Origin of the sequence: Mesorhizobium sp. AR02, from assembly GCF_024746835.1 — a bacterium.
Classification (GTDB): domain Bacteria; phylum Pseudomonadota; class Alphaproteobacteria; order Rhizobiales; family Rhizobiaceae; genus Mesorhizobium.
This window is the reverse complement of record NZ_CP080531.1, coordinates 3876762-3890640: the sequence shown is the minus strand read 5'-3', so window position 1 is coordinate 3890640 and position 13879 is coordinate 3876762. Positions and strand designations below refer to the sequence as shown.

Annotated in this window: 8 protein-coding genes and 2 pseudogenes; 1 reads left to right on the top strand and 9 read right to left on the bottom strand. The window is 55.7% G+C overall.

The features are described 5' to 3' along the window. Nucleotides 1–414 precede the first annotated feature (414 nt). From glyA to DBIPINDM_RS22945, 7 genes and pseudogenes are all read right to left on the bottom strand, one after another. Nucleotides 415–1665, bottom strand: a complete 1251-nt coding sequence (glyA, locus tag DBIPINDM_RS22975; protein ID WP_258589320.1) for a serine hydroxymethyltransferase — start codon at nucleotides 1663–1665, stop codon at nucleotides 415–417. A 56-nt stretch (nucleotides 1666–1721) separates the two neighbouring features. Beyond that, nucleotides 1722–3062 (bottom strand): hypothetical protein, encoded by a 1341-nt coding sequence (locus DBIPINDM_RS22970; RefSeq protein ID WP_258581369.1) that lies wholly within the window; start codon nucleotides 3060–3062, stop codon nucleotides 1722–1724. A 46-nt stretch (nucleotides 3063–3108) separates the two neighbouring features. Continuing rightward, nucleotides 3109–3867 carry an aspartate/glutamate racemase family protein gene (locus tag DBIPINDM_RS22965; protein ID WP_258581368.1) on the bottom strand — a complete coding sequence of 253 codons (759 nt, stop codon included), beginning with the start codon at nucleotides 3865–3867 and terminating at the stop codon, nucleotides 3109–3111. A gap of 62 nt (nucleotides 3868–3929) precedes the next feature. After that, complete coding sequence (locus DBIPINDM_RS22960) at nucleotides 3930–4178, bottom strand: hypothetical protein (protein WP_258581367.1); 249 nt, start codon at nucleotides 4176–4178, stop codon at nucleotides 3930–3932. Nucleotides 4179–4828: 650 nt separating this feature from the next. After that, nucleotides 4829–5015 (bottom strand): annotated as a pseudogene (locus tag DBIPINDM_RS22955) (ISL3 family transposase); the annotation flags it as partial. Between the two features lie 556 nt (nucleotides 5016–5571). Beyond that, nucleotides 5572–6794 (bottom strand): annotated as a pseudogene (locus tag DBIPINDM_RS22950) (IS701 family transposase). A 45-nt stretch (nucleotides 6795–6839) separates the two neighbouring features. Then, entirely contained in the window at nucleotides 6840–7919 is a 1080-nt protein-coding gene (locus DBIPINDM_RS22945) for a D-alanine--D-alanine ligase (RefSeq protein WP_258581366.1), read from the bottom strand. A gap of 863 nt (nucleotides 7920–8782) precedes the next feature. On the opposite strand from DBIPINDM_RS22945, the gene DBIPINDM_RS22940 reads away from it, so the two are divergent. Next, nucleotides 8783–9124, top strand: coding sequence for a hypothetical protein (locus tag DBIPINDM_RS22940; protein WP_258581365.1), 342 nt, complete (start codon nucleotides 8783–8785; stop codon nucleotides 9122–9124). Nucleotides 9125–9988: 864 nt separating this feature from the next. Here DBIPINDM_RS22940 and DBIPINDM_RS22935 read toward each other — a convergent pair. Both DBIPINDM_RS22935 and DBIPINDM_RS22930 read right to left on the bottom strand, forming a co-directional pair. Continuing rightward, nucleotides 9989–11473: a M81 family metallopeptidase gene (locus DBIPINDM_RS22935; RefSeq protein WP_258581364.1), complete on the bottom strand. Its 1485-nt coding sequence runs from the start codon at nucleotides 11471–11473 to the stop codon at nucleotides 9989–9991. Nucleotides 11474–11958: 485 nt separating this feature from the next. Further along, nucleotides 11959–13038, bottom strand: coding sequence for an IS5 family transposase (locus DBIPINDM_RS22930; RefSeq protein ID WP_258581363.1), 1080 nt, complete (start codon nucleotides 13036–13038; stop codon nucleotides 11959–11961). Nucleotides 13039–13879 lie beyond the last annotated feature (841 nt).

Sequence of the window (13879 nt, the reverse complement as noted above, 5' to 3'; positions counted from 1 at the left end):
TGCGGGAGGGCTTACTATCTTTCCATCACAATTTCAGCGACGTTCGTTGGGAGCCTCGCCGCTGTCGGCTTAACCGAGCCAGCGCGATCAACGCTAAATGAGTGGACACCCTGGGCGCATGCTTAGCGCAACCGCACGGCAAATTACTCACGCTCGTAACCAATTGAAAATGCCCTAAAACCCGTTTTCGGCCGGCGTATGGGCATTCACGCTGCGAAGTTCCGTCAGACCAATACGACGGCTGTCGCAGCGGCGAAGGCGTCGATCAGCACGGCCACGGCCTATCGCATCGAGAAGGATTCGAGGGCTGCCTTTTGCAGAGGAAGTATCATCACACCGACCGAAGACGCTACAATTATATCTATTGGTATCAACGCTATTTTTATTTGACTCCCTGCTTCGACGATTTTACGCTCATTGCGCCAGCCACTTCTGATTAAATAAAGGAAGCCCCTGCGTGTTTCGATCAACAAAGGACCTCAGGTCCACAATTCTATCGCGCTTATGGGTAGACGTAACGACTTTTCCAATCAAAACACCAAGTTCAAAAAATCGCGCTTCATCAAATCCTCGCGTTGTCAGTGCAGCACTACCAATTCTTAGCCCACCCGCCTTAGATGATGGAAGTGTGTCAAACGGGACCGGATTTTTATTCGTGATAACCCGACCCTCTGACAAATACCCTTCAATCTCAAGGCCCGTTGTATTGCATTTCAACAAGTTAAGAAGTATTAGATGAGACGATGTGCCACCGGAAACAAGCGAGGCCCCCGCATCAAGCAAGCCACGCTCCAACGCCTTCGCATTGCTTAACACATCCTTAGCATATTCGCGAAAACGAGGCGTTTGTACTTCGGCCAGCAATGCCCCCCGCGCCGCAATTAAGTCCATTTTTGGCGCGCCTTGCAAACCCGGGAATATTGCTCTGTCAATCTTTCTAGCTAACTTCTGTTTACATAAAATGACTCCACCGCCACGTGGTCCTCGAAGGGTTTTGTGTGTGGAAGTCGTAACTATGTCTGCGTAAGGGAAAGGAGACGGGATTGCGCGTCCCGCTACAAGGCCTGCGGTATGTGCTAGATCCACCCAAAGAAGTGCACCAATCTCCTGTGCGATCTCATACATCTTTTCATAATCAATCAATCGTGGATATGATGAACCTCCACAGATGATTGCCGCGGGTCGATTTTCGAGCGCGATTGACCGCACCTCATCATAATCCAGTTGCTCATCGATCTCTGAAACTCCATAGAAACACCATCGAAAACTTCGGCCGCTCGCATGAAAAGAGGCGCCGTGGCTTAAATGACCGCCGTCTTGAAGCCGCATTGCCATTAGTCCGTCGCGTGGCTGAAAAAGCTCATTCATTATCGCGAAATTGGCTATGGTAGCGCTCATGGCCTGAACATTCGCGTGTTCGCAGCCAAAAGCAGATTTTGCCCTCTCGATCGCCAAATTCTCTAGTTGGTCAGCATATTCGCAACCTGAGACACACCGCCTCCCCGGGTAACCCTCCGCATTCTTGTCCGCAAATATACTTCCTTCGAATCCTCTGATCGTCGGGGAGGAATAATTTTCAGAGGCGACCAGGCTTAGCTGAGACAATTGCCGTTGCTCCTCCAATAACACAAGCTTCCTAATTTCTACATCGACCGTCTCCAACATACCGACCACTATACCACATCCTTTCTACTCGCCAATATATCTTAATATGGGATCACTCAATATGATCCGTCGGCCAACCGCATGATACTAGCCTCTATACGCCGAAGTTGTGCGAGGTCTCCTCCGAAAATGGCGAAATCAAACGGCCCCTTATCGTCATGGCCTTCCACCATCACAATTGCTCCGCTTCTATCAGATGATTTATAGTGAAGTTGTTTCTGCTTCAGAAGATCAACGAGATAAGGGAACCGAATGTCGATCGGGACGAAATTTCGCGATAAGACGACACGCTCACCGTTTTTGATATCGGTTTCTAATCCCAAGGAATTCGATACCGCCCTGACTGAAGAAAAGCCTCCATGCCGCCCGTTTACTTCACACGCAAAGAAGCCAATCTCCTTGGCTTTGACGATATCGACGCTGAGGGGCCCGAAATACCCAATCTCTTTTGCATAATAACCGAGATTGTAACACCAGGCCAGCACCTCGCTTGGCAAGTCATCAACGAGCGATTTACCCCAATATGCTCCTCCATAACCTGGATTCAACAGGATTGAAGCGACGCCGACAAGTTCAACTCTGTCCACGCCAATGTCGAAATGCACGCCTATGGACGACTCATTTTCATTATACACCTCGACTATCACTGGTTCGTTTTCCGTCGCAACCAATCCAATTTCGCGAACCGCTGCTCGTATGGAATTGGCATCACCTTCTAGAACAGAAACCGAGCGCATGGCGCCTTGGAACGATCTTTCAATACCCTTTGAGATCACGCTGTTGCCATCGCCACCTGAATGACATACCATCTTCAGAATAATGATATCGGAAACTGCTATGGCTCTACATGCAGCATCAACCAATTCTTGCATGCTTACACAGATACTGCCACTGGCAATCGGCACGCCGAGCTTGGGCGCAAACTCGCGAAATTTTGCCTTGTCGTTAAGAAGACGAGTTGCGTTAGGACTTGCCCGAACATTTTGATTTGAAAACATTACGGGAATATCCCCGAGAACGTGTGCAATGGCCATGGAGACTTCGTCTGCGATATACGGTTCCAGACACGAAACGTGGGTATCTGAAGCCAACAGACGCAGAGATTTGGACAAACGACTACTAGCGGCAAAGTCACTTTTCGAGATGGGATGAGGGCGCGTGGTGTATACTGAGGAAGTCGATAGCGACACGATATTACTGCCACCCTTTAGGGAGTTGACATAGTCTAAAAATAGTTGCGTTACCGGTGTCGGGTTGATAAATACGTCGTCGTTCTTAGCAAGCCAAATCATTCGTTTTGCCGACGCTGCATTTGTCCTCAGAAATTCGTCGGAAAGCAATGGAGCTGGCGGAGCCATCGCATCTGTACCGACATTTCCAAGTATAATTCGGGCCATTTTTTATCTCCGTCGTACTCAGATGTCAGATGAGTGGCAGTGGCATTTATCCGTCGTTTTGCCACCATTTAATGCACGCATCTGCAAGAATATTGATTGGGTCAATAACGTCATCGTCATTTGCCAGGCTGGCAGAGATTGCGGACAATTCACTGCAACCCAAGATAATTATATCCGGTTTATAGGATCGGATTTTCTGAATAAGTCGTGTGAGATTTGCTTCTGCTCGTGTGATATTTCCGGACTTGACATCCCCAATAATTTTGACGGTTGCGTCCTGCAATCCCTTAAAACCGTGCAAAAACTCGTCCCCGAAACGGTTGACAGTTGTGGGAGGATACAGGGAGTGTTGCATAGTGGCACTCGTCCCTAAGGTTATTATGCGTAGATCATTGTTTTCGTTATGACGCGCCTCATATATCGCTTTTCTGGTGATTGCCTTGAGATTGATCAACTCGATCGATAGGGCTTGCTTAATCTGCGAGTCCCAGAAATGTGCAGTATTGCAGGGGATGGCAATTGCTCCACATCCAGCTTTCTCTAACCAATATGCGCGTTCCACAATTTGCCGCAAAGGCGCGGCGCTGCCGATTGAGATTGCTTGCGAACGATCAAAGATATTTGGAAGTGAGAGAGCGATAAATGGGATGTGATCCTGATCTCTGTCAGCTCGGCTTTTTCGAGCCAGAACCTGCAAGAAATTAGCAGTTGCCAAGCTTCCCATTCCGCCTACCACTCCAAGTGGTTTCTGTTGCCCAAATAGTTCGAAAGGCGGGGGGTAGTGTGTCGGTATGACGTCGATCATTCGAAAAATCCTATTTTTCAATATTTTACGCCAAAACAGATAACCTTCAGACGAGAACACTGCTAACTCATCAGGTCTGACAACTGCTCGGATTGTGCGACAACGTCCGTCTTGGTCGACAAATCGGCTGGATTGCATTCAGAAAAAGCATTGACGGAGCCAAAGAAAATCGGGCGCAATCTTCGGTTGCCGCCGGCCTTCGAATCTGTTCGGTTGCAGTCATCCTTGGTCGTTCCGTCGTCGCAGGCCGGCATCCCTGAATCTACAACGATGCGTATCCACCTAGATTTGCTATGCTTGGCGACGCGCAATGAAAGCTCCAAAAGTCATGCCAACTTCGCAGAAGGCGCCGAAAAAAGATTTTGATATTAATATCATATATTTAAGCCCGAGTGCGGGACGAAATTGGGCCACACACCACTATGTCGTAGGCGAAACAAATCCGACAGGCCTTGTCGTAAGTTTTGTCTGAGGCAGCAAAACGGCGGGCAAGTTTCGCGCGGGATAGCAAAGCTGTGGCGACGCGATGGCGGCCGCCATCGCGAGTTTGGCGGAGCAGTCGATGACCGCTCCTTGCGGATGGCGGCCCACCTGTAGACGGTCCGCAGCCGCGACCCGTTGCGCTGGCCTTCCTCCCGGCGGATTTCGAGATAGTCTCGAAAAGGGCCCATTAGGACGGTGTCAAGCGACACGAGGAATTGATCCCTCATATTGCTGCGTATTCCAATGATTCCGGACAGTGAAGGAGTGCCGTCCGGTAAATCGTCGGGATCCGCATATTGCCTCACCGAGGAATGTTACCGAGCGCGATGGGGCCGACATGGCCGCTATCTCCCTCCGTCGCGGCGGAGGGAGACAGCGGTTCTTCATCCAACCGCCATCGAGGATGATCAGCCCAGCCATTTCCATGCGCCAGGCCTTTCGGCGTCGCGTTTCCGGCGATCTCGGACGCCATGGCCCCCCTGTCGGCGACCTGCGTTGCATCGAGAGCACCGCGACGGGCGCCCTCAGCATAAACGCCGGCACGATCGCGAGCGATAATCTCGAACCAGGATAGCGTTCCAGGCCGTGTCGGCATTTCGATCCGGCAACACATCGAGGACGCGGTTGCGCTCCAGATCGCAGATGATCGTTCCGTTGCGCTGCCCTTACGCTAAGACCTGTCGCTTTGAAGAGCTACAGCTGCTAATGGCCGTGCACGAAATCCAGCGTATCGTTGATGTCGAGCGTCACCGTCTCGGATGCCCGCCTCGTCCTCGACGCCTTGCCCCCAGCCTCTCATCTGATCGCCGATCGCGGCTACGACAGTGCCTGGTTCCGCGAGCAACTCGCAGCCAGGGGCATCGAGCCGTGCATCCCTCGAGCCGAAGCCGTAAAGTCCCATGCGCCTACGCACCACCGACACGTGGAACGCCATGCGATGGTGGAAAATGCGGAGAAATCCGCGCCATCTGGCGCTCGCTCAGCAGAAACAAATCACCCATCACCGTCTCCTTCATTGGAGACCCGCGAATCACATCTCAGACCAAATTAATAGGTCCTGAGCCTAGCATTACAGTTGCGTTTTAGATTTCAGATGAGCTCGTCGAGCGGCCGCCTGATGGGCGCGCCTCCAGCATGACCATGCGATGACGTAGGCGGGGTTTATGCGACGCTGGGCGAGTCTGATGGCGATGCGCCGGACTTCCTGGATAGACCAGCGGATCAAATCCTGATGGTCGGCATCCGCGGTCTTTTTTGGGGCGTCACGTCATTGGCGCGGTATCGGATCACCGCCATCATGGCGAAGGCCAGCATGACGAGGGAGACGTGGCGATGCCAGCCATGCCATGACCGGGTTTCGTTGTGATCGAGTCCGAGCTCGTTCTTGGCGGTCTCGAAGCTGTCTTCGATCGCCCAGCGATGGCCTTCAACGGAAACGAGCGTCTGGATGCCCGTCCCGGCCGGGCACCATGTGGTGAAGAATGCGAGATCACCGTCGCTGATATTGCGCCGGATTAGGAGGCCACGGGTCCAAAGCCCCGATTTCGTCTCGTTATATTCGTCGGCATCGAGATCGGCGAGTTCGCAGTAGGCCCAGTCATGAAGCCGCGCGCCTTTGGTGCCCTCACCGGCGGAAAGACGCTGCCATGCAGTTGGATCAAGATCACGGGCGATCTCCTGAGCTGTGCCGGCGACCGGAGGCTTACCTGACCAGGAGGCGAAATGGTGGTCCGATTGTCCGATTTGACCCCAAGAACGTAGCCTTTGCAGGCTCGGCGCAGGGTCCCTTCGACGTCCCCGACGCCATACACCGCATCTGCGGCCACCCATGAAAACGGCACATCGGCTGCTAGCGCACGCCGTATCATATCGACAGCCAAGCCTGGCTTGGTAGCGAAGGCTATAGCCTCAGGAACATGGGTTGCTGCAAGCCTTGCCCGATCTCCGGTCCAGCTTTTGGGCAAGTACAAGGCCCGGTCGATAAAGGCATGACCGCGAGCGGACACATAGGCGGCGAACACACCGATCTGGCAGTTCGTTATCTTGCCTGCCGAACCTGTATATTGACGCGCAACACCGCACGATGTCTTGCCCTGCTTGAGGAAGCCCGTCTCGTCGATGACCAGGACCGCATCATCCGTGGCGAGGTTTCCTACAACATACTCTCGCACGATGTCGCGAAGTGCGTCCGCGTCCCAACGCCCGCGACCCAGAACGGCTTGTTGCCGCCACGGGCCGGGGTCACCGGCCGCCTCAGCGCGCATCCAACCTGTCTTACGCCGCTCGTCACCCAGCAGGCCGTCCAGGAAGAGGTTCGCAGAGGCTGAAACTCGCTCCTGCGTAAACAGTCCGCGCATGCGAGCCTTCACGTCACGCAGCGATGATGCCCAAAGCTCAAGCGTCGTCTCGATTGATGCACCTGTCATCCATGACCTCCGAATCATGGAGACCCATAGATTCAGACCGTAGATAAATATGCAACTGTAATGCTAGACTGTAGTAGTGCATATACGGCTGGTTTCGATCTTGCGAATGTTCTCTAGGTGCCGTTGATATACCTCGTTGGAGGCAGCTAGCCGAATGAGGCGGCACAAGTCAAAGCCGGCTTGTGCGAGCATCTTGGTAAAAATGCTTGTTGCCGTCAGCCCTGGGACCACGTTGACTTCGAAGAAGTGGATACATTGCCGCTCATCAACGATAAAATCAAGGCGCCCGAATGTGTGAAGCCTGAACTCCCGAGAAATCTTCGTGCAAATCGAGCCGATACGAGTGTGAAGCATCTCCTCTACGTCGTGGAAGGTAACAGAAACCTCTCGCTTCTTCTGATCATACCCGAGGAAGCCGGAGGGATTGTTGATCCGCGCAATCGGAAGCGGCATAATCTCATGGTGGTTTATTAAGACGCCGCACGTGTACTCCGTTCCAACAATTCGCTGCTGGACCAAAAACGAAGCGTCATACGCAGCGATCCGTTCGGAATAGGTACGGAGGCTCTCCTCTGAGAGTTTGTCTGTCCACTCGGTGAGGAAGGATCCACCGAGCGTGTTCGGTTTGAGGACACACGGCCCAGCAAGATGCCGAAGGGCTTCTGTAATGCCGGCGTCGAGATTGCCTTGGGAGACGTGGACCGTCGGAATAGGAGTTAACTCGGGGCAAAGTCGATTAGCAACTACGCCCTGTAGATACTTATCTGCTGAGAGCATGGCCGCAGTCTTGTCGCCGAAGCTACCCGGAATATCGTGAAATTGGGCAAGAGCCTGGATTTGGCCATCCTCCCCGTCCTGGCCCACAAGAAGTGAAAAGACGAACAGGCCTTCGCTCTTGAGTAGGTGTGCGAGAGAAGCGAGCGGATGCGTTTCAGCGCGAGTTGCGAACTCGTCGTGCTTGGGAAGTCGATCCCAGTCAAGTGCGAGCCTGAGCAGGTCCCCGGATCGGGAGATGTAGTATATGCGTGCTGGAGAAATATTGGCGTCGGAAGCATTGTTGAAGACGTCGGCGATATGATTGTACATCGCGATCGATACGTCATGCTCCACTGAGCGGCCGCCATATATGAGCGCCAATTGCATCGTAAAGGACCTTTCAGAATGAGTGCGGGTCAGCTTATCGTTGGGTGTGGAACACGAAGACCATGTGGACTAAGCGGGATGGTTCTCCGGTTGGTGTTCTACGCGCCTAGTCTGCCCCCGTAAGCTACAACAAAAGGCTAGTTCAAGATTGTTTAGGGCGTTACCGCGAGGGCGAGCCCTCGCAAACCTCGAACGCCACCGTTCCATCATCCCCTGTCCAAGCATCGTAGAACATTTTGACGAGGACTTGACATTTTCGTTTCCTCGATCGATCGCGATTTCACCCATGAAGCCAGTTAGCGGCTTCCGCCGCTCGCAATTAAAGCGCGCAAAGCTCGTGCCAATTTGCTGACCTAGCTGAAGGCGGCACTCTATCTTGCTTTTCAACTATACTGCCTGAGGCCAAACAGGAGATTGGTTCAACATGCGTGTGTTGCAGACCTGACAACCAGACGGTCGTGTCTGTTCTGCCCCAGGCAGCTGAATCGTTCGAATACAGAGTTGCGGTCGTGTCCCATCAGGTTCTCTGATCGCTTCTCTCAACGAGCTCCTTTCGCGTCGCTTGCGGGGCTTGCCGAGCTCAAGGTTCTTCTGTGTCTGTGGTCGATCGCAAGAATCGCCGCATGTTTGCGTCAGAACGGGTGATGGTTGGTCCATTCCGTCCGCCACGGCAATTGCGATCGCGTGTTTGGTTTTCGCCACATCGACACGGACGTAGAAAACGCTGTCTTCTGTCGTGGCCCGTCCTTTCCCTGCCTGGGGCTCGGCTCGACACTCCCGAGCAATCCCCGTTTGCTTACAGCTGCAAAGACTAAGGGCGGGCCGCCGCTCAGACCACTGTCATAACGTCTAAGGAGCGCCCCATGTCACCATCCTTAGATGCAAGCCCATCCCTTACCGCCCTTGATCAGGACAGCACATTGGTCGCAGTGATTGAGATGAGCCAGACAAAGTGGCTCATTGCTGCGACGGTGCCTGGCTTTGAACGTAACCCTCTCAAGAAGCTCGATGCCGACCCGGATTCGGTGTTCAGCCTGTTGCGTCGCTGGCGCAAAGAAGCCATCCAAGCTGGGCGTGAAGTCCGGCGCATCGTTGTCGCCTATGAGGCTGGACGCCGATACCGAACTGCTGATGCGCGCCTTTCTTGGCTGGCTGCGGGGCGAGAAGGGCCACTGCAGCATGGCAGCCATCCCAACCATCAATGAGGAGGGGGCCCGCCGTCCGAACCGTGAACGAGACAATCTCGTCCGCGAACGTACACGGATCGTAAACACATCAAGGCAATCCTCGCTCGCTTCGGCATTCGCACCTTCAACCCCAATCTGCGCAAAGCTGCCGAGAAATTGGAGCTCTCCATACGGCGGAAGGTATGCCCCAACCGGAACGAAGCCAAGCCGAGTTGCCCCGTAATCTCGGTCCACGAGATCGAGCAGGAGCGGTTGCGACAGCTCTCGGTGGTTCTGGACCCGGTTGTTACGCCAACCCATTTCGGAAGGACCACCGATGTCCGACGCCATTGATGAACCTGCGCACGCTCGTGGAGAAGACCCCGGATGCCGATTTGGCTGCGGGAGCGGAGCGGGAGGCTGGGCTGTCCTGCGGGGCAGCTGCCACTAGGTCCGGAAATCCTCTCGCCCGAGCAAGTCCGGCGACTCGAAGCAGCGAGACCCGCCGAAGGTAGGAGCGCCGGGGGTTTGATGGCGAGGTTCCGCATCTTCATGTCCTCGCATCCTCGCTCATGCGGTGGCGAAGAGGCTATGTAAACTCCTTGGCCCGATGGAATGGCCAGCTAATAGTCACCCCCTACTGGCGCAGACAGAGCTTCTTGTGGACACATGAACAGCGCCACAGACAACGCGATCAGACCACGCTGCCGGCACACACCGTCGGTGGCGGCACGTCGCGCATCCAGCGAAATTCGTTTGGATCGAAAGCGACCGTCAATATAGAGCCGCCCAGTGAATTGGACCATGCCAATCGATATTTTCTCTCGCTCGTTGTAAACGGCGCACGTAGAGCAGGTTTCTGACAGCATTTCTTCTGGCCCGGCCAGCTAATTGGCACGCATCCTAGAGTTTGATGTCGTCAAGTGGCCAGATCGGACGGCGAACATTGCGATAACTTGACAGGAGCGCCGATCCCAACATCCCGCCCCCATCGACCATAATCACCTCGCGAGCGATAGGTTCGAACGCCGCACGGAAATGATGAGACGACTTCAGTGCTATTGTCATGCAGTGAAGCGGGTCGATACCTAAAGAAGTGAGCTGGGCGAGGTCGGTCGCTTGATCGTTCCCTGAGATCACCGCAACTTCGATGCCGCCCGCGCGCAGCATCAGACTCGGCCCGTAACTGCGCCATGCGCCTCCGCCCATAGGACCGTGGCAGCGGAAATGGCCATCGGTGATGGAGACTATCTGCGCCTCGACCTCGAGCGGCGCCCCGCCCATCTCGGGGGCGTGCTTGCCGCCGAGCAGGATTCGCCCTTTATTGCCGATGCCGATGGCGATGCCCGCCTGCACGGCCTCCGGGTCGAAGATCGCATAGAAGGCAGCATTCTGAAGGCCGGCCGCAATCATGGCGCGCAGCAGGTTTGTCGCGTCGCCATAAGCACCGCCGCCCGGATTATCGCTGTCATCAGCGAGCACCACGGGTTGTCTGGCATGCAACTCTCCGGACTTGGCGCGTTCCGCGGCCTGGGCGACGCTGGCGGTTGTCCAGGGGGAAGAGATAAACTCACGTGTCTCCCACGCGTAGTCCATGAATTCCTCGGCGATACGCTGCGCGTCGGTGGTGTCGCCGTCGGCAGTAACGGTAACGCTCGGCCCGACATCGTAAATGTCGCTCCGGGCGAAACCTGCGCAGACGCTGACCACGAGCACCGTTCCGGAGCCCTCCAGCAACTCGCCGCGGTCAATCAGTTCACGCATCGGGCCCACTTGAGTCCGCCCGTAATCGAGACCGCGAAGCATTGGACGCTTCGCCATAACGGTGCGGGGACGAATCTCGCCGCGTAGCGCGCGATCGAGTAGTTCTGCCCCCTGCCAGGTGCGTTCATAGTAGTCTATATGAGGATACGTGCGAACGGCGATCAGCGCGGAGGCGTTTGTCGCCATCTTTGCCGTGACGTTGGCGTGCAGGTCGAGCGTGGCGACGATCGGCGCGTCGGGCCCGAGCATGGCCCGTAACCGGGCGAGAACCTCGCCTTCCGGGTCCTCGCATCCCTCGGCAACCATTGCACCATGGAGGTTGATGAGTGCGCCATCACAGCCCTGGCCGCCTCCAAGGAACCAGGCGCAGAGCTGGTCGAATGTTTCCTTAGTTACCGTGCCCCCAGGATTGGCGCTAGCGACGAGCGGATGAGAGAGCGTCCAGCCGAATTTCTCTGCGGCCTCAAATGTCGCGCCCAGGGCCGTGCGAGTGCCCCGGCGCGCTGGTGGAATCTCCTCGCCCAGCAGCAAGGCGCCGGACCGGAAATTCTCGAGCGTCGTCGGCACCATGCTGAAGGTGTTGGCCTCATGTTCGATCTCGCCAGTGAGGATGCGATAGGTCATGGAAGCTCTTCGAAGAATGGCTAGGCCATAGGTTCAGGACAACGGATGCTCTTGTGCTAGACAACCGTATTATCGTCCTTTTGATCAGTTCCGACACGAGTCGCAACAACTATAGACCACCAAGTGTAACAACTATCGATTGATAACACCTAGGAGAGGAACGTTTGAACCAAAAATCGTTGGCCGCTGCAATAAAGGCCGCGCAAAATGGCGTAGTTTGAAACAAAATAAATTCATGTTAAAGCCGATGCTGACGGAGGAAGCGCTTGCAAAAATGCAGACCCTATGGACTTCTTCAAGGAGGCGGCCCAGTGCCGCTGAGTATCCAGCTGGACAGATCGATTTACCGCGGTTTTTGAACGGCAAGGCGGACAAACGGGTGCGGTTGGCCGAATCTGACACTATGACAAGGTTTTCGCCCCTTGCCTGGGTAGATGGCTGATTGATTTCGGCGTTGCGTCGGCGGTTTTCGCCGCATTCGCCCGTTATGCGGACGCAGTTCGCCCCTCGTGCCACACGAAGCGGGTGAGATTGTAGGCAAGGTTGGCCATGCCGATCTTCGTCCTGGCGCGGGCGATGCCGATGGTGCGCACGAACAGGCCCATCCTGGATTTCTGCTGCGCGAAGACGTGTTCGACGAATGCGCGGGTTTTCGATCTCCGCCCATTGGCCCGCGACGTCGCCTCGCTCATCTGCCGACCCTTCGGTTTCTTCTGGTGGATGTCAGAGACGTAGCCGTTCTTCTCCAGCCACTCCTCGTTCTTTTTCGAGCGATAGGCCGTGTCGGCCCACACCGTCGAGCCGGTGTTGCCGCGGTTGAGCACATTGCGAAGCTGCGCGCCGTCATAGGCTGACGCGCTCGTCACGTTCCATCCCCGGATGAAGCCGTGCCGGCGATCAATCGAGGCATGGTTCTTATAGCCGAAGGCGGGAATGGCGATGTCGCGTTGCTGCGCCTTTCCCTCTTCGGCGACCTTGGCTTTCGAGAACTTCACCGTCCAGCGTGCATCGCGGTCCTTCTGGCGCAGCTTCGTGGGCTTCTTCTTCCACTCGTCCGGAACCGTGCTCGCCTTGATGTCAGTCTTCTCGGCGTCGGTATTGCGCTGCTTGGGCGCCGCCACGATGGTGGCATCGACGATCTGCCCGCCCATCGCCAGGTAGCCGGCCTTGCCGAGGTGCTTGTCGAAACGGGCGAACAGGTTGTCCACCGCGCCGGCCTGTGTGAGATGCTCCCGGAACAGCCAGATCGTCTTGGCGTCCGGCACCCTGTCTCCGAGACCCAGCCCCAGGAAGCGCATGAAGGATAGCCGGTCCTGGATCTGAAACTCGGCCTGGTCGTCAGACAGGCCGTAGAGCGCCTGCAGAACCATGATCTTGAACATCATCACCGGATCGTAAGGCGGCCGGCCACCCTTCGCGCCATCGGAGCGCTTCAGCGCCTTGCCCAGCGGCTTGCGGAAAACCTCCCACGGCACCACCGCATTCAGCTTCTCCAGCGGATCGCCGGCCTCGCTCAGCCGGACATATCGCTCGTCAATGTCCCAGAAACCAGCCTGTCCCCGCATCCACTGCCTCCGTGCAAATCAACGCGTCGAGTGAATCAAAATCCGGTTCCAAAGGCGAGGTATTTCGAACTGTCCAACTGCCATGCCGCCCTTTGAGCGTGCGAAGGCTCGGTATGCGCGGCTTGTTCCCAGTCTATCTTCCTCGCCAGGAGTCGGGCGGCCGGTGACGATCGCGATATCGATGCTCGCGTACATCAGCGCGGAAAACTTGGAAGCGTTGTCCCTTGTTCCCTCAGGATCGCCACCCTTCGGGAACTGGCCAAGCATATTTGGTCAACGCGCGTTGCAATTTGTAACGGAGAGCGACGCCAGCAGACTGCCATGACAGGTGCCCATCTGGCGGGCGTTGTCCCTACATGATCGATGTTCTCGACTAGGAGCCGGGACGTGGGCACGCTCTCCGCTCCGACCGCCGTTAGCCGCAGAACGCCACTTCAGCGCTCAAACAATAAAGCCCCGGCTCGCCTTCCAACGGCAAAAAGGCACCGGTTCAAGACGTCGGAGTGAACGAATAGTTTATGGGCGAGATGACCCTCAAAGTTTGGAAATATTTGGCCGTTGTTGTTGAAAGGGCATCTCCGCTCGATCAGAAACTGCGTCCGCTAATAAAGCACAAAGCCGACTCCTACTTTGGTGCGCCCAAGGCGCACGCGTAAGTAAACGCCCGGCAGGAGCCTAAGCTCCTGCCGGGCCGGCACGCCTTGGGAGGTGGCGTAAATCAGCATGCTCACGTCGTATCAACGCCAGATCGCAGGAGCGGCATCGAACGCCTCACCAAGTCGCTCCACGGTCGCATCGATCTCGTGCAGCGCGACGATGAACGGGGACGTAATCAAAGCCT